Origin of the sequence: Leuconostoc gasicomitatum LMG 18811, assembly GCF_000196855.1 — a bacterium.
In the GTDB taxonomy this organism is placed as follows: domain Bacteria; phylum Bacillota; class Bacilli; order Lactobacillales; family Lactobacillaceae; genus Leuconostoc; species Leuconostoc gasicomitatum.
Genome location: NC_014319.1, coordinates 1,786,796 through 1,803,984 on the forward strand (window position 1 = coordinate 1,786,796; position 17,189 = coordinate 1,803,984).

A 17,189-nucleotide genomic window follows, 5' to 3' on the forward strand; every position below is an offset into this window, starting at 1 on the left:
ATAGATTGTCAACAAAGTTGACAATCTATTTTACTTATTTTATTGTGACCTGCTTAATATCATGATTTTCATCAAACATAACTAATGCGTCTGCACGTTGCTTACTAGGTAAAATATAACGATCTAGATTGACTTGGTTTGTTTCATCCCAAATTTTCATCACTAAATTTGAAAATTCAACAATTGGCATACGTGTATACTGATATCGCCAAGATTTAGGATCGTTTTTTGATAATGCTGTCATTGCTAAAGTTCGCGTTAAATACCACGCCTTAATATCTATCAAAGAGGCATCTAAGTAAATTTTAAAATCAGTTTGTTGCAGTTGTAAAGCTACCACACCTTCAATAATCAAAATTTCAGGTTTTTTAATAGTTTGTTTTTTTTTCGGATGAATATCCGCTAATTCTTGCGTGTAGCAAGGTATCTGAACCGATAACTCTCCCGACTTAAAACGTGTCATAACCTGTTCTAATTTTTCTAAATCATATGTTTGCGGAAAACCTTTTTGATTAAAAAGATTTTTGGTCATCAACATGCTATTTGGCATTAAAAAATCATCTGTACTAATTACTGTCGCTTGTTGCGTCAATGCGCTAGCTAATTTGTTTGCAAACGTACTTTTACCAACAGAAACTGGACCTGCAACAGCGATAGTCATAAAGTCATCATTGAATTCTTGATTAATTTTTTGAACCAACTCATCCATTATTAACCTCGTATAAATCCGTTGGCACAGTATCTAATAAAATAGATCCACTGTTTTCTGCTAATAATGTCAACGTATGCATGGCACGACTTGCCACAGTGTACAACAAGCGACGTTCCGAATCAACCCCATAACGCGAGTTATCCGCGTGCCAAATAATGACAGCATCAAACTCTAACCCTTTAGCTAGGTATGAAGGCACAATAATCATTCCCTTGGCCAATCTTTGATTTTCTGATTGAATGAGTGTCACTTTTTTATCGCCAAGTGCCGTAGCAAGTGTCTGTGCATCCGCGCGTGTTTTTGTAATGATCGCTGTTGTATCTTGATTTATAGCGTGTTGCTGTATCTGCAAGCGTAATTTTGATAACATCTCAGACTCATTAGGCAAAGTATAGAGTACAGGCTTTTGGCCATCACGATTAAAGGCATCAATATCTTGGCCATCACGCAAAATATATTTTGTAAAATCAGTGATTTGCTGTGTTGAACGATAAGTTTGGGTTAATTTAACGCTTTCAACCCGTTCACTATCAAATAGTGATGAAAAGTCTACTTGCAGATTTGTGGCATTGTCTTTTGTAAAAATTGCTTGATTTAAATCGCCTAGAACAGTAAATTTAGCTCTAGGAAAGCTAAATTTTAAAAACGCTAGTTGAAACGGCGTATAATCTTGAATTTCATCAATAAATAAGAAACGAATGTCACGTTCACCACGTTTACCAGTAATTAAATCATATAAATAAAGATATAACGTTGTGTCAGTCAAAGACAATTGTTTGGCGCGTAATGATGCAATAACTGTTTCAACATGAGCTAACCAATCGGACTCAGCAATATTAAATGATTTCAAATCAAAATAGTGATGCGCTTGTCTTAAAAAGTCAATAAACTGCGCGTTAATATTTAAGAAGTTAGCACGCCGTATTTGACGCGCCAACGGCCTTAATGATTGCGTGACAATCTGTCTTGACAAAAATTGGCGCTCTGCTTTTTCACTTGCAAATTCACGTTCTTTAGGTCCCTCTCCAAGTTGGGCAAGGCGTGTACGTGCTGCAGCATCAGTCTCTTGATCATCTCCTATACGTACTTTCCCAGCACCAACAAGTTCGTCATATTCTTGTTTTGATAGGTTTTCAATAGTTAATTCAACCCAATCTTTACGTACCTCTAGACCAACTTGTGAACTTAATATACGCATCAAAGTGTCACGTGTCGCTTCTAGTCTTTGACCTAATTTATAATTATCATTGTATTGGTAATAAATTTCAGAAATTCGTTCTTTTGAGATTAATGGTTCACCGCGAAACATCACACTGCGGATTTTCATATCTGAACGATTCAAATGATCAGCATAAGCTGTAACAGCGTCAAACATAGCCAAACTACCCTTTGCTAGGTTAATCGGTGTATCCTTTGCATCATGTTCAAATCGTTCCTGCAAGGTTTCTACGTCAATCTTTGGTAATCGACGTGACGCATACTGATAAAACGTCATTTGCACCATATTTTGCTCACCAAGTTCTGGTAAAACATTATCAATATAGTCATTGAATAGTTGATTTGGACTAAATAACACAACTTGTCCAGATGTTAATTTTCCACGATAACGATAAAGTAAATAGGCAACACGTTGTAGCACAGCTGCTGTTTTACCAGATCCAGCAGCACCTTGAACAAATAATAAATCTGCAGCGGTATTACGAATAATTTTATTTTGCTCTTTTTGAATCGTTGTAACAATTGATTTCATTTTGGTTGACGATTCACCAGACAACGCATTCATCAGCATTGCATCGCCAATCGCCTCTTCTGTGTCAAACAATGTTACAATCACACCATCTTCAATTTGAAATTGACGTTTAAGTGTCACATTGGCCTCTTGCGTCCCATCAGGCGTTATATAGGACACATTTCCAATACCACCATCATAGTAAATTGATGCAACAGGTGCACGCCAATCATACACTAGAAAACGATTCTTTTCATCACTAAACGAACCTAATCCGATATAAATTGTTTCTTGTTCAGGATGTTGGCTAGTAGACTCACTAAAATCAATGCGCGCAAAGTATGGTTTATCAATTTGTTTTGTTAATGTGGCAAAACGACGTTCAGCGCGTGTTTTAGAATTTTCACGTTCAGATAACATTTGCTGTTGTTGACGAATTGAAGCAGCCGTCTCCACAATACCAGAGTAAGTGTCGGTTTTTAAACGGACATCTCCCCAATTTTGCGCAACTGAGTCAAGGCTTTTATTTGTTGATTTAATACTAGATTTTGTTGTTTGAAGCGATTTTTCCATCGCATATAGTGTTTTATTGAGATATTGCGTTTCGTCAGTTTTAATTTTATTGTCCAAAATGAGTCTCACTCTCTTCAAATTCAGTGCTTTAATTATACGCTTTCTAGTGGTTAAATACAAAAAACATTTTCATTAAAATGACACATAAAAAGCCGCAACCGAAGTTGCGACTTGATATAGCTCGTGAGAGAATCGAACTCTCGATTCCGCCGTGAAAGGGCAGCGTCTTAGCCGCTTGACCAACGAGCCATGGTCAGTGATGTCTGATATCTATCAGACAACTATATTAGTATATCAAGAATTAAATTAGTCGTCAATACTTTTTTGTAAATTGTTTTTGTATTTTGCTAAATACTATTCAATCCGATCGTTTTTTTAACGTCATTAATTGTGTTGGATCAATGGGTTTAGCTGTTTTAATCACAGCATGCTTATAATATTGCCATGGTTGCATAGGATCAAATTCAGAATCTGTCGTCACCGGTAAGCCATTCCTAAAACGTGTTAATAGCCATTTTTCTAACATTTTTGGAATACCAAGTAATTCAAAATCTGATGGTGATAAAGCATAACGAATTGCTAACTCATCATTATTTTTAACTTTTTGAACCCAATTTGGTTCGATAATCAATTCGCGCCCCAGTGCGGCAAATGTAGCCTCGCCACCATCATCTAATAATGATTCTACCTGCTCTGGTTTTTTGAGTAATCCTGCTATGATTAACGGAAAATCTGGCGGCAAAATTGCTCTGTAATAATCCATCACTTTTTTAGTATCTGACTTATCACGAAAAGGCGTTTGAAACGCATCATTTAATGACAAATGGAGATAATCAACAGGCAATGCCATTAGTTTTTCAGCGAATCCAAGTGAATCCTCAAGTGTAATACCTGGTGTCATCGGTTCTTCTGGGGATTGACGGTAACCTAACAAAAATGGCTTATCAGCAAATTTTTCAATTGTCTGTGCCACTTTAGCCGTTATAGCTAAACCAAAACGCCGCCTTTTTTCGACTGTACCACCCCAAATATCATCACGTCTGTTACTATCTGGCGAAAAAAACTGCTGCATAAGATAAAGATTGGCACCATGTAGTTCTATGCCATCAAAGCCTGCCAAAATTGCACGTTTTGTGGCTTGAGCAAAATCTTCAATCGTTTGAGAAATTTCACTATGGGTCAAGGCACGTGGTATTTCATGCTCACCATGTGGATAGGCCTGTGATGAAGCAGATACCGGTTGCTGTCCGCGCAAAATTTCAGTTGTGGTTTGTCGACCAGCAGCAAAAATCTGTAAAATAGCTTTAGCACCACCTGATTGGATTGTGCTGGCTAACCGCCGCAAACCAGGTATTTTATCATCATCAGAAACTGAAATGCCACCTTCCCAACCACGTCCAACATCATTAACATAGGCCGCCTCAGTGATAACCATCGCAGGCCCCTGAGCACGCATACGATAATAGTTTAATTCATTATCACTTACACTGCCATCTGCCAAAGAAGCTCTCAGTGTTGTAGGTGCCATAATAACATGATTACCTAATGTAACAGCTTTATTTTTAAAAGTATAATTGTCTAAAAAATCATAATTAATTTGCATAATTTTATTATACAAAAAAAATTGTTTTTAGGCGAGTTTACTCATAATAAAATTAATGTTTCAAAGTTAACCATCATCAAAAAGGCAACCAATTTTTTTTGGTCGTCTTTGATTTATTGATTCTTTATCGTTCCTAAGATACCAAGTTTCTTATACACACCTAGCAATAGCCCACCAAAAATACTACCGACTACAATAAGAAAAATACCTGCATTAATTCTAGTAGGGACTACAAATCTCGCCTCCCAATAACTAATTAGTGAAAAAGTCACTAATAAGAATAACGTACTTATATATATCACATTTAACTTTTTTATATCAAGATGTGCCAAAATATTGAATCGCCTAATAATATAGATACCCATTAATAGTGTAATGACAGTCATTGATATTAGAGTGGCTAATAACGCACCCATTGTCCCAGTCAGATAAATCATTATTGGTTGGGCTAATAATTTAACAATCATACCAATACCAATTGCTCTTAAAGCAATACGTGTCTTGCTAAGCCCTTGTAGTATCATGGCAAGTACTGTAGTCAATCCCATAAATAAAGCTATAAGAGCTGAAATTTGAACCATTGGTATATATGCCTGTGGTTGCGCGTAATTACCATAGAACAAGATATAAATGGGCTTAGCTAGTGTATACAGCGTGGCACATGCTGGTAGCGTAATTAAACAAAATAATAAATAGGCTTGACTAATATATTTTTCCAAAATCCGTGAATCAAAACGATTTCTAGTCACAAGTGGCAACACAGTAGAAGCGATAGATACAGATAGTGAAACGATGATCATGATTAGTTTATTACTATTGAAATTAAATATACCAAATATTGTTTCAATATCATCGCTTGATAATTTATCATAAAACATTGTCATCAAAGGATGAAACGTAAATTGATCAATCCATTGATAGGCTGACAAGAAGCCACCTATAAGAACGAATGGTAATGCTTGAACAAGTATGTGCCGCAAATTAATTTCTTGGTTGTTCTGATTGATCAGTGCATCATGAGTGACTGGTTGTGGCAATCGTACGCTTTTATTTGGATGATAAATACTAAAAAGCAAAAAAAGAGTGGCTAACCAAGCCCCCAAGGAGGCAGCGAAAGTCGAATGAACAACGACTGTCTTCCAACTACCATGTTGAATGTTTAAAATAAAATATGCTGAAGATAGCATATAAGCTACTCGGAAAAATTGTTCAATAATATCAGACTTAGCAATATCCACCATTTTAAGTTCGCCTTGCAATTGTCCTCGCAATACCGAAAGAAAAGGAAAAATAAGCACAGCAAAGGTTAAGGAACGTAAAACAGGGATCACGTTAGGATCTCCTACTGATAAAAATGGCGCTAAGAACCAAAGTAATAGACTACATAACAAACCCGCACACAAACTAATTAAAGTTGCTTTACCAATAAATTTATGCTTTTCATATCCCTGCAACTGGGCTGTTAATTTTGCAACAGCTGATGGTAACCCAGCTGTTGAGAGCATTAAGAAAAACTGATATAAATTATATCCTTTCCCCATTAACGTGTTTGCTTGCAGGGACAGTGTCCCTAACATTAGTGTCCATGGAATAACATAAAGCGCACCCAGCACTCTGGAAGTAATGTTACCAAATGCAAGCCATGCTGTGCCATTAGTTAGCTGATTTTTTGGTTGATTCACTTGTTTCATAAAATCCTGTACACTCTATTCCCCATAGTTATCATTCCCCCAACTCTTCAAAGTATTAACAACGTATAACATTTAACATTAGTCATATTTTAACACGAAAAAGATTTAAAACTATAAAATTATTTTTAACTCATCATTTGTCAAAAAAAAAAACGCCGAAGCGTTTTAAATTTATAGATTATTCTAATTAATACCAACCAGTAGCTTGTGAATGTGCCCAAGCGTTTTCAGCAGTACCATAACGTGAGCTGATATAAGACTTCATTGCATTCAACTGATCGTTATAATCAGTTGAGTTACCACCATACATTGCACGAGCTTGGGGTGATAATTGACCAATACCATAATATTGACCATTTGTGGCGTTAACATTGCCACTTGATTCACGGGCAATCAAAGCATCTAATGCAGAAGATGATGAAACATTTGATGTAGGAGCTGCTGCTTGTGCTACAGGCTGTTGTACTTGTGTTGTCACTGTTGTTGTAGATTGTTGTACTTGTGAAACAACTGTTGTTGCTACAGGTTGTTCTACTTGTGCTGCAACTGCTGACTTTTCAGCAAAAGTTAAATGTTGTCCAACCAGAATAACATCAATGTTGCTAATATTATTGTTAGCTGCAATTTGAGCCACAGCGACATTAAATTCTTTAGAAATTTTATTCAATGTGTCGCCTGACTTAACAACGTAATCTGCTGATGTATTTTGTGATCCATCTGTTGTATCAGCGTTAACATTTGATGCACCAAGTGCGAATGCACCAGCAACACCAGCAGCAATAGTTAATGACTTTGTAAAACTAAACATGTATTTTCTACCTCATAGATTGATTTAAGTTCTGTTGTCGTTCTGTATGTAGATAAGTTTATGCTTTGAATATAATAACGAAACATCGAGACGATGTCAGTTCTATTACGATCTGTTATTTAATAAACATTTTATTCCGATTTGTTTATAATTTCACCTTTAATTGCAATTTAGGTGAATCAGATAGATGTTTGTTTGTCTTAAAAAACGTTATTAACATATCTTGTATTGATTGATCGCCGACTAAAATTGTTTTTGATTGTGCATATTCTTGATAATTGCCACCACCCACTGCCCGATAGTTGTTCATCGAAATAGTAAATTCGTCTTTATCTTCTATATCAACATCATGGTATTGCAACTTTGTAACCCGCTCATTCATGGGACGCGTGATATCCAATTCATACGTAATGCCAAAAGCAAGATCGTAATTATAATGTTCCACTTTTGGCATTAACCACTCAGGATTAACGACTAATTGACCATTATTTAATACGAAATACTTTGCAGTATGCTCCAAACTCAAACGCAAATCGTGGCCACTGACACGCTTAGTTATCAATGTATTGTCAAACGGATAATTCTGTAAGATATTTCGCAGTGTTAAGTTCTTCGGTAAGCTTGATGGATTATTATTTAGACTCACTAAAGTAATGTCTGATTGTGATGCCTGTAACTGCACATTAGCAATCCAAGCTAAAATTTTATTCCCATATTGTGCTAAAAATAAAGGTTCTTGTGTTGGAATACCAGTATCTAGTTGCACAATGGGTTGATCTAACCAATTTTCTACTTGAGTCTGTAAAGGTTGCAAGGCAGTTACTATGTTGGCTTGGCTAACTACGCCAGCTGGCTTTGTTTCAGCGCTTATTTCCCATTGGTCATCTGTTTTGATGCCATCAATTTCGGCATACATCTTTGCCTGATTAGGCATTTGTAAGGTCAATACACCATTAATAACACGTGGGGAAACGTTGCCGTGCTGATGACCTGTTAATAATACGTCTAAATCAAGTTCCTTCGTCAATTGCCACGCAATATTTTCTGATGTGTCGCTCACAACTTTTCCCGTCACCATGTCTCGTTCATATCCACCATGGTACACACCAATCACGACATCTACTTCTTGACGTAATTTTGCTATGGTATGTGATGCTTTGATGAGAGGTGATTCAATCATTATCCCTGTCAAATGTTCTGGTTTCTCCCAGACATTGATGTAATCTGTCACCAAACCTATTAACCCTACTTTAGTGCCATTTTCCAATACCTTAACTTGGGCAGGATATAGCGTGTTACCAGACTTGTCAACCACATTTTCGGCAATGACCGTTGCATTTAATTGCGTCAAATGCTTTTGTAATGTATCATAGCCAAAATTAAAATCATGATTTCCAAGTGTCACATAATCATATTCTGCCAAGTTCATAGCGACCGTGACTGCATCTATATCATGTGTTTTTTGTAAATACTGTAACATTGGCGACCCCTGATACATGTCACCACCATCAATAATAATTGTGTTACCATCTTTTTTAAAGTTAGCTGCCACATTGCTCAACCCAAGTGGTTGATTTCCTTTTTTTATATAATCTGTTGGCAATAAATAACCATGTACATCAGACGTATAATAAAGTTTAAACTGTTTCATATTTTCCTCCAAAAAAAGAACGACAAGAGTCGTCCATTCCATATACTGTTACCCATGTAAAATCTTTTGGCGCAATTTATCTGATAAAATTTCAACAATAAAAACTAATAGGAACAATCCAATTAGTATGGCACCAACTTGATGCCAATGATAAGCACTCAGAGCAAAAATCATTGGTGCTCCAATACCACCAGCACCAACAAGACCCAAAATAGTTGCTTCACGTAAGTTCATATCAAAGCGATAAACTAGAATTGATATGAAATCTGATCCAAGTTGCGGTAAAATGCCATATCTTATCTTTTGAAATAGTGTTGACCCAAAAGCATCTAGGGATTCTAAAATGCCTGTATCCAAGTCCTCAATTGTTTCAATAAACAATTTTGAAATCATCCCAATTGAGACGATTGCCAATGTCATGACACCAGCAAAAGGCCCAGGGCCTGTCACTCTAATAAACATCAAACCATAGACCAATGAAGGCACAGTACGGATGGCCATAATAATAAAGCGCGTCACTAACACAACTGGTCGTGGCACAATATTTGTAGCTGATATAAATGACAGTGGCACCGCAATAACTGCACCAACTAACGTGCCTAAAAATGCAATAGCTATCGTCTGCAATATCAAATATGCAACACCACTATCACCAAGGCCAAACAGTAAACTTGTATCAGGTGTGAAAATACCAGTTAAGATGTTCCAACCAATTTCAAAGCCTTTAGACGTCATATTGGCTCCGCCTAATGCAGGCGAAGAAGATACTAAAAGTATCAAAAGTATCGCACCAGTAATGCTATACCGAACGCGACGACTAGGTTCTTGACTGAGAACAGTTTCTAATTTCTTATTCATATTGTTCTCTCCCTAACTTAAATACTTTCGTAATTGTTGACTCACAGTTTCAATAATGACTACAGCCACAAAGATTGATAGCAGAATCATGCCGACACTTTGAAATTCCCGCCAACCAATTTTTTCATTCAAAATCATACCAATGCCACCAGCACCCACATACCCAAGAATGGCTGCATAACGCACATTTCCTTCGAATGCAAATAGCGCTGTTGATAAATAAGTTGGTAAAATTTGTGGGAAAATTGTTGTCACAAATGCACGTGGTGTGTCAGCTCCCGTTGCCGTTAAAGCCTCATAGGCGCCCATATCAACAGTTTCAATATATTCAAATAGTTGCTTTCCAACAAATGAAAAACTAAATAAGAAAATAGCGACTGTTCCAGCAAATGTGCCTAATCCAAAGATATAAGTCGCAATCAGCGCAGACACTAATGTTGGTATCGTACGTACAACAGTTAAAATAAAACGCACAACAAGGTTTATTACGCGATTATTTGTAATATTACTGGCAGCCAATACAGCAAATGGTAACGCCATCAATGAACCAAAAAAAGAACCAAAAAAGGACATTTGAATTGTCATTAATAAAGGACGCCACACTTGAAAGAAGTAAGACAATTTAGGTGGAAACATACTAGCAAGTATTTGCCAAAAACCAGTAATATTAGTAAATAACATTGTTAAACTAAATCCTGTTACCCACACAGACACTGTGATACCAATTAGTAACAATAAGATGATTAACGGCATACGTGTAAACTTTTGGGATACTGTTTTTCCATTAGTAAGCGTAAATTTCTCAGCGTCAAATAATTTATCATACAATTTCATTTATCAGCTCCATCTTTACTATAAATCAAATCTAACATATCCTTGGTAATGCCTGAGACGGGACCATCGTAAACGATTTTTCCAGAACGAATGCCAATAATACGTTTAGAATATTCTAAAGCCAAATCTACATGATGAATATTAATTAATACTGTTTGACCCAGCTCTTCATTAATACGTTTAAAATCATCCATGACTTCATGTGCCGTCACCGGATCTAAAGCAGCAACTGGTTCATCTGCCAATAACACACTAGGATTTTGTGCTAACGTTCTAGCTAATGATACACGTTGCTGTTGCCCACCAGATAACTGGTCTGTACGAACAAAAGCTTTGTCTAACATGGACACACGATCCAATGCTTCTAAAGCCTTGATTTTATCTTCTTTTGAGAATAATCCAAACATAACACGCATAATAGGCATGTCTGGCACCAAAGAACTTAAGACATTTTTAATAACTGAAATACGTGGCACTAAATTATAAGACTGAAAAATCATGCCCACCTTGCGACGATACTGACGTAAGTTTTTACCTTTTAAGCCAGAAATTTCTACACCATCAACGGTTAGTTGTCCCTCAGTGATATCATTCAAACGATTGATTGTACGAATAAACGTTGACTTACCAGCACCAGACATACCAATAATACCGATAAATTCACCATCTTGAATTTCTAAATTAATATCTTGCAATCCCTTTACACCGTTGGGATATGTTTTTGAAACATGTTCAAATTTAATCATCATTGCCGTCCTAAATTTTTATGTGTTTATGCCTTAAAGGCTCTAACGCAAGAAAAGCGGCGCTATTTTGCGCTGCTTTTCTGACATTTTGAAACTTGTGAGTTTGATAAAATTTTGACCATTTATCATGCCATATATCAAAAATGACGTGATCGTGCTATTATTTCTGTGAGTCTTTTAGGACTTTTTGTGCTGCACGTTCTCCATCATAATTAGATGATTTTGCTGGTTCGTAACCTTCATGTGAATAAATGGCAATAACTTTCTTGCCTTCTTTGGTCTTTGCCAAGTTGATGAATGCTTTAGATAGTGCTTTTTCAAGTTCTGGTGTCATTGTCTTTGATTTTTTTGATACTGAAATTGTATCGTTATAAATTTCTTGTGATACACCAATAACATTTGTTTCTGCCCAAATCGATTTTGGTTGCTTATAATCTGTTGTCCATGCGCTTGCAAAATCACGGCGCGCATCAGCATATGTTGGCATAATATCAATTTGTCCTGATGCTAAACGAGCCATCCCAGAACCATATGAATCCACTGTTACTGTGTTCTTTAAATCTGCAACTGTTTTCTTATAATTTTTATTCAACCATAATGATGGGTAAATATAGCCAGCTGATGAAGTAGTTGATGACAATCCCCACTTAGCCGAGTTAAGATCTTCCCAAGTCAATTTCTCACCTGAATTGATTTTTTTAGCCAATGCTTGGCCTTTTTCTGATGGACCAGCAATGAATAGTGACCGATATTTTGATGATTGTGTCGTAGTTGCTTCGGTTGCCTTACCATTATTCCACTTAGCGGCATCAGAGAAATTCTTGTTTAAACCAGCACGAGTAGCTGTTAACAAAGGTTTGACACTATCTTGATACATGACATAAGTACCGCCTGGAATAAACCCTACATCAGCAGTACCTGATGAAAGTGCTTCACCGGCAGCTTCGTAACTAGTACCAACTTTGATATCAACATTCTTGACATCATAACCTTCTTTTTTCAATTCTTTCGTCAACAGACCTTTCAAAGGTTTTGTCATCGTAACGATCTGATCAGGTTGCTTTGAGGGTACAAAATAAATTTTTAAATCTTTTATAGATTTATCAGAAGATGCCTGTGATCCAGTATGTGTGAATCCAAAGTATGCTGCAATTGCAATTACAACAACAATGATAATTCCTACGAGTGTTTTCGTGTTCTTACTCATGGTGTTTTCTCTCCTATGTGCCTAGTGACAGATTATCTGTCAAAAATACTACAACTTAACTATATTAAAATCGAGTCAACATCTCGTCTCTTTTTTGTAAAGATACTGTATATTTCCCTTGATTACTAATATAACAGAAAATTAGCCCGTCAAACCATTTTTTTAGTTAGAATCATCTCATTTAAATATGGAACGTCCGGCACGTAACGAATATTAAACGAAAATATAGTGACTTTTCCGAACGTTTGTGTTTTAATTCTTTTAAATCATATCATTACTTATGTACAAGAAAAGCCGAATGTTGTGATGTGAACCCCAATAGTTGGACAACATAGAATTAATTAACTAACAGACTCAGTGGTAAGTTGCCGATATTGAACCGGCGACAGACCGTTGAGTTTTTGTTTGATCCGGTGATTGTTGTAATAATTGATAAAGTCGTCAACGACCACTTTGAAATCATGAAATGATTCGTACTGTTTATGATGCACGATATTGGCTTTCAAAATATGGAAAAAGCTCTCAATCGGTGCATTGTCGACTGGTGTTGATTTACGGCTCATGCTTTGCGTCATGCCAAAATCCTTCAACGTGTTAATGAACATCGGTGTCTGATAATGGAATCCCTGATCACTATGAATAATAGCTCCACGATGCTTTGACAATGCTTTTAATGGTCGCATGACAAGCGTCATGGTTGGTGTTTTGGCTAAATGATACGACAGGACTTCGCCTGCATATAAATCGACAAACGCCGTCAAATAAGCTTTATTATGATCGTTTAATTGCATTTCAGTGACGTCTGTGACGATCTTTTGGTAAGGTGCGTCAGCTTGAAAGTCGCGTTTGATAACGCGTTCGGCAATCCGCCCAACCGTACCGCGATATGAATTATAGCGACGCTTACGCGTGTTATACGTGGTGCTGAGGAGTGCGTTTTGACGCATAATGCGGAGCACGCGCTTGTGATTCACCAAATAACCTTGGTCGTGCAACAACGTTGTCACGCGACGATACCCATATTCGGTTTGGAATTGAGGTGACTTAATTTGACGGATTACGTCTGCTATTTTGTTGTCTGATGCCGTATTGAGCGGATGAGCTTCTAGATAATAATAGGTACTGCGTTTCAAGCCAATTAGAGCTAATAAATCATCCACTTTAAAATATTTAGTCCGCCTTAGTGACGTTACTGCCGTTTGTTTTTCTCGGTTCGTTGATCCACTAAGGCTTTTAATTTTTCTAATATCGCCACTTTCATCTTGAGTTGATAATTCTCTTGCTTTAAGTCAGCGAGTTCTTGTTGTTCGGGTGTGAGTGGATGAATGCGTTTGCGTCCCATTGTTGGTTGCCGGCCTTTCGGTTTAGGTTTTAACCCATTGTACCCGAATTTTCGATACGTTCTCAACCAATTAGCGATTGTTGTACTAGGGAAGACCGCAAAATAGCGTGCCGCCTCTGATTGTGAGTGTGTTTCAAGATAGTTCAACACGGTCATTTTAAAATCTGCTGAATAGGTTTTCTGGTTTTTAAAACCAATGGAACCAGTCACGAGATACTCATCACGCCATTCGCGAATCGCGTGATCATTATTGATGGCATATTTTTTGACTAATTCAATCAAACTATTTTGACCAGATAACCATTCCTTAACGACCATTAATTTAAATTCATATGAATATTTTGACATAGAAAAACCCAATAACTTTCTGAACAGATTTTTTATTCTGTCCAAGTTATTGGGTTCACTTCAGTTTCCACTCGGCTTTTAATATTGAGTCCAATACTGACTTTATCTATTTGTCTCTTATTTACCTTGTCTAATTGCGGCAACATGGATCCGGTTTACCGCACGCATCAAAGCAACTCGAGCACGTAATAATTCTGCATCGTTGTTATCATTTTGTGCATGTGCAATCCGTGTTTCAGCACGTTCTTTTGCATTTTCAGCACGTGTCAGATCAATATTACCAGATGTTTCAGCACTATCTGCGACAACAGTCAACAGATCGTTAGAAAATTCAGCAATCCCGCCGTTAACAGCTAACGTTTCCGTTTGACCGTTACTTTTAATCAGCAGTTCATTGATTGTCAAAGCAGCCAACAACGGTACATGCTTGCGCATAATACCAATTTGTCCACCTTGTGTATTTACAATAGCCAATTCAATGTTTTTCTCATTATAAACTTCACCAACAGGTGTCACAATTTGCACTGTGATACCCGTCGTTGCTACAGTCGCTGTTTCATCTGCCATTTTTCAATACCCCCTTATTGGGCCATTGTTTTGGCTTTTTCAACAACTTGTTCAATGGCTCCGACATTTCGGAATGCATCTTCAGGCAAATCATCATATTTACCATCTAATATATCCTTGAACGAACGCACAGTTTCAGCAACTGGGACATATTCACCATTAATACCTGTAAATGTTTCAGCAACAGAGAATGGTTGTGACAAAAAGAACTGAATACGACGTGCACGATTAACAGTCGTTTTCTCTTCATCTGACAATTCATCCATTCCCAAGATTGAGATAATATCTTGCAATTCACGGTAACGTTGTAGTGTCCGTTGTACTTCTGTTGCAATTTCGTAATGCTCTTGACCAACAATTTGAGGATCAAGCGCAGAAGAAGTTGAAGCCAATGGATCAACGGCTGGATAAATTCCTTGTTGTGTCAATGATCGTTCCAAGTTAGTTGTCGCATCTAAGTGTGCAAATGTCGTTGCAGGTGCAGGATCAGTATAATCATCAGCAGGCACATATACAGCTTGAATTGATGTAACTGAACCTTTTTTAGTTGACGTAATACGTTCTTGCAACTGACCCATTTCTGTTGCCAAAGTTGGTTGATATCCAACAGCAGAAGGAATGCGGCCAAGCAAAGCTGAAACTTCAGATCCAGCCTGTGTGAAACGGAAAATGTTGTCAATGAACAACAACACATCCTTACCTTCGTCATCACGGAAGTTTTCAGCCATTGTCAAACCAGTCAAAGCAACACGCATACGTGCGCCTGGTGGTTCATTCATTTGGCCATAAACCATGGCAGTTTGCTTCAAAACACCTGATTCTGCCATTTCATGATACATATCATTACCTTCACGAGTACGTTCTCCGACACCCGTAAAGACAGAAATACCATTGTGACCTTGTGCAATGTTGTGAATCAATTCTTGAATTAGAACTGTTTTACCAACACCAGCACCACCGAACAAACCAATTTTTCCGCCACGAACATAAGGTGCGAGTAAATCAATAACTTTGATACCCGTTTCCAAAATTTCTGTAGAGTTGGCTAATTCATCATATTTAGGCGCATCACGGTGAATAGAGTGGCGTGGCGTTTCGGCAGAAATATCGCCGTTATTATCCACTGGTTCTCCCAACACGTTGAAAACGCGACCTAAAGTAGCCTCTCCAACTGGCACTGTAATTGCATCGCCAGTATCAGTTACTGACATACCACGTTGGAGCCCATCCGTTGAATCCATAGCAATTGTACGAACAATACCGTTGCCCAATGCCAATGAAACTTCAACTGTCAATGTTTGGCCTTCGCCCTTATCGATCTTAAGCGCATTATTGATATCAGGCACTTGTTGGCCCGCTTCAAACGCAACATCGACGACCGGACCAATCACTTGTACGACTTTTCCAGTACTCATTGTCGTTTTCCTTTCAGTTTAAGCGCGTTCAGCAACGTATATGTCGCCGAAATACTACAAGGTCATCGTTAAGATGGCATTATAGTATTTGAGTGAATATTGCTGAACGCGTTGCTGCTCATGCAGTTTTGATTTTAATTGTGGTTAGTTGTTTGTTATAAACGTGTGCGCTGACACTTTCATTTACTCCAATGCAGCCATTCCACCTGTAATTTCTGTAATTTCTGTCGTAATTGCTGCTTGACGTGCGCGGTTGAACTGCAATTCCAGACGACCAATAAGATCCTTGGCATTGTCTGTAGCTCCCTTCATCGCTGTCGATGAGGCTGCATGTTCAGCTGTTTTTGCATCAAGCACTGCTTCATACACTAGACTTTGTGCAAATTGCGGTAATACAACATTTAAAACAGCTGTTGTATCCGGCTCAATTTCATACACGCTTTGAATGTTCAATTCTGCTTTTTCAGCTTCCGTACCACCCATGGCATCCAAGGTATCACCAGTTAATGGCAAAAGTTGCACGTCACGATATTCACTAGTCAAACGATTTACAAAGTGATTATATACAACATGAAGTGCATCAAACACTTCAGTTTCATACAAACTTGTCACCGTCTTAACAACTGAGCGAATTTCATTAAATGATGGTACATCTGAAACACCGCGGTGTTCTAATATGACTTCAAAGCCACGTTTTTTATAGAAATCAGCCCCGTTACCACCAACAGCAAGGATTGTTGTGTTAGTAGTATCCAAATTCAATCGTTCCAACAAAGCATTAGTCTGCTTAATGACATTAGCGTTATACGAACCAACTAATCCGCGATCTGATGTCACAACTAATATGCCAGTTTTTTCAATGGGACGTTGTGCAATCAAAGGAATATGCTTAGCATCTGCATTATCAAAAAGATGAGCAGATACAAGATGTTCTACAATCGCTTCTAAACGAGCAGCATATGATTGATAACCCTTACTGTAACGTTGAATTTGGCTTAACTTAGCCGTTGAGACCATTTGCATGGCACTCGTAATTTGACGCGTCTTTTTAGTGGATGAAATACGACGCTGAATATCTTGCAAAGAAGCCATTGCAGCGTCCTCC

Annotated in this window: 15 protein-coding genes and 1 tRNA gene; all 16 read right to left on the reverse strand. The window is 37.5% G+C overall.

All coding sequences use genetic code 11. The features are described 5' to 3' along the window. Positions 1–34: 34 nt before the first annotated feature. Positions 35–709, reverse strand: coding sequence for a nucleoside/nucleotide kinase family protein (locus LEGAS_RS08845; protein WP_013232002.1), 675 nt, complete (start codon positions 707–709; stop codon positions 35–37). Beyond that, positions 702–3,071: an RNA polymerase recycling motor HelD gene (gene helD / locus LEGAS_RS08850; RefSeq protein WP_013232003.1), complete on the reverse strand. Its 2,370-nt coding sequence runs from the start codon at positions 3,069–3,071 to the stop codon at positions 702–704. Before helD ends, LEGAS_RS08845 begins: the two co-directional genes overlap by 8 nt. A 120-nt stretch (positions 3,072–3,191) precedes the next feature. After that, positions 3,192–3,263 (reverse strand) — tRNA-Glu (locus tag LEGAS_RS08855). A gap of 109 nt (positions 3,264–3,372) precedes the next feature. Continuing rightward, positions 3,373–4,617, reverse strand: coding sequence for an NADH-dependent flavin oxidoreductase (locus LEGAS_RS08860; RefSeq protein ID WP_013232004.1), 1,245 nt, complete (start codon positions 4,615–4,617; stop codon positions 3,373–3,375). A 113-nt stretch (positions 4,618–4,730) separates the two neighbouring features. Beyond that, complete coding sequence (locus LEGAS_RS08865; RefSeq protein ID WP_010390338.1) at positions 4,731–6,308, reverse strand: polysaccharide biosynthesis protein; 1,578 nt, start codon at positions 6,306–6,308, stop codon at positions 4,731–4,733. A gap of 187 nt (positions 6,309–6,495) precedes the next feature. After that, positions 6,496–7,116: a LysM peptidoglycan-binding domain-containing protein gene (locus LEGAS_RS08870; protein WP_013232005.1), complete on the reverse strand. Its 621-nt coding sequence runs from the start codon at positions 7,114–7,116 to the stop codon at positions 6,496–6,498. Positions 7,117–7,261: 145 nt separating this feature from the next. Next, positions 7,262–8,767: a bifunctional metallophosphatase/5'-nucleotidase gene (locus LEGAS_RS08875; RefSeq protein WP_013232006.1), complete on the reverse strand. Its 1,506-nt coding sequence runs from the start codon at positions 8,765–8,767 to the stop codon at positions 7,262–7,264. A gap of 48 nt (positions 8,768–8,815) precedes the next feature. Continuing rightward, positions 8,816–9,625 (reverse strand): phosphonate ABC transporter, permease protein PhnE, encoded by an 810-nt coding sequence (phnE, locus tag LEGAS_RS08880; RefSeq protein WP_010381688.1) that lies wholly within the window; start codon positions 9,623–9,625, stop codon positions 8,816–8,818. Positions 9,626–9,637: 12 nt separating this feature from the next. Beyond that, positions 9,638–10,459, reverse strand: coding sequence for a phosphonate ABC transporter, permease protein PhnE (gene phnE, locus LEGAS_RS08885; RefSeq protein ID WP_013232007.1), 822 nt, complete (start codon positions 10,457–10,459; stop codon positions 9,638–9,640). After that, on the reverse strand, positions 10,456–11,205 hold the full coding sequence (gene phnC, locus LEGAS_RS08890; protein ID WP_010381686.1) for a phosphonate ABC transporter ATP-binding protein: 750 nt from the start codon (positions 11,203–11,205) through the stop codon (positions 10,456–10,458). Before phnC ends, phnE (LEGAS_RS08885) begins: the two co-directional genes overlap by 4 nt. A 160-nt stretch (positions 11,206–11,365) precedes the next feature. Beyond that, positions 11,366–12,412 carry a phosphate/phosphite/phosphonate ABC transporter substrate-binding protein gene (locus tag LEGAS_RS08895; RefSeq protein WP_013232008.1) on the reverse strand — a complete coding sequence of 349 codons (1,047 nt, stop codon included), beginning with the start codon at positions 12,410–12,412 and terminating at the stop codon, positions 11,366–11,368. 341 nt (positions 12,413–12,753) lie between these two features. Then, a complete protein-coding gene (locus tag LEGAS_RS08900) occupies positions 12,754–13,659 on the reverse strand; it encodes an IS3 family transposase (RefSeq protein WP_156415759.1) in 906 nt (301 codons plus the stop codon). Beyond that, positions 13,602–14,102 carry a helix-turn-helix domain-containing protein gene (locus tag LEGAS_RS08905; RefSeq protein WP_010388672.1) on the reverse strand — a complete coding sequence of 167 codons (501 nt, stop codon included), beginning with the start codon at positions 14,100–14,102 and terminating at the stop codon, positions 13,602–13,604. The genes LEGAS_RS08900 and LEGAS_RS08905 overlap by 58 nt, the downstream gene beginning before the upstream one ends. Positions 14,103–14,219: 117 nt before the next feature. Further along, positions 14,220–14,669: a F0F1 ATP synthase subunit epsilon gene (locus LEGAS_RS08910; RefSeq protein WP_010381871.1), complete on the reverse strand. Its 450-nt coding sequence runs from the start codon at positions 14,667–14,669 to the stop codon at positions 14,220–14,222. A 14-nt stretch (positions 14,670–14,683) separates the two neighbouring features. Continuing rightward, complete coding sequence (atpD, locus tag LEGAS_RS08915) at positions 14,684–16,084, reverse strand: F0F1 ATP synthase subunit beta (RefSeq protein WP_010381874.1); 1,401 nt, start codon at positions 16,082–16,084, stop codon at positions 14,684–14,686. 183 nt (positions 16,085–16,267) lie between these two features. Beyond that, positions 16,268–17,176, reverse strand: coding sequence for a F0F1 ATP synthase subunit gamma (locus LEGAS_RS08920; RefSeq protein ID WP_010381880.1), 909 nt, complete (start codon positions 17,174–17,176; stop codon positions 16,268–16,270). Positions 17,177–17,189: the final 13 nt, after the last annotated feature.

Excerpts from the sequence above, each read along its gene's own strand:
- LEGAS_RS08910 (WP_010381871.1), bottom strand. The coding sequence starts at position 14,669 with ATGGCAGATGAAACAGCGACTGTAGCAACGACGGGTATCACAGTGCAA.
- LEGAS_RS08870 (WP_013232005.1), bottom strand. The coding sequence starts at position 7,116 with ATGTTTAGTTTTACAAAGTCATTAACTATTGCTGCTGGTGTTGCTGGT.
- LEGAS_RS08860 (WP_013232004.1), bottom strand. The coding sequence starts at position 4,617 with ATGCAAATTAATTATGATTTTTTAGACAATTATACTTTTAAAAATAAA.
- LEGAS_RS08845 (WP_013232002.1), bottom strand. The coding sequence starts at position 709 with ATGGATGAGTTGGTTCAAAAAATTAATCAAGAATTCAATGATGACTTT.
- LEGAS_RS08920 (WP_010381880.1), bottom strand. The coding sequence starts at position 17,176 with ATGGCTTCTTTGCAAGATATTCAGCGTCGTATTTCATCCACTAAAAAG.
- LEGAS_RS08895 (WP_013232008.1), bottom strand. The coding sequence starts at position 12,412 with ATGAGTAAGAACACGAAAACACTCGTAGGAATTATCATTGTTGTTGTA.
- LEGAS_RS08865 (WP_010390338.1), bottom strand. The coding sequence starts at position 6,308 with ATGAAACAAGTGAATCAACCAAAAAATCAGCTAACTAATGGCACAGCA.
- phnE (WP_010381688.1), bottom strand. The coding sequence starts at position 9,625 with ATGAATAAGAAATTAGAAACTGTTCTCAGTCAAGAACCTAGTCGTCGC.
- LEGAS_RS08875 (WP_013232006.1), bottom strand. The coding sequence starts at position 8,767 with ATGAAACAGTTTAAACTTTATTATACGTCTGATGTACATGGTTATTTA.
- phnE (WP_013232007.1), bottom strand. The coding sequence starts at position 10,459 with ATGAAATTGTATGATAAATTATTTGACGCTGAGAAATTTACGCTTACT.
- LEGAS_RS08905 (WP_010388672.1), bottom strand. The coding sequence starts at position 14,102 with ATGTCAAAATATTCATATGAATTTAAATTAATGGTCGTTAAGGAATGG.
- phnC (WP_010381686.1), bottom strand. The coding sequence starts at position 11,205 with ATGATTAAATTTGAACATGTTTCAAAAACATATCCCAACGGTGTAAAG.
- atpD (WP_010381874.1), bottom strand. The coding sequence starts at position 16,084 with ATGAGTACTGGAAAAGTCGTACAAGTGATTGGTCCGGTCGTCGATGTT.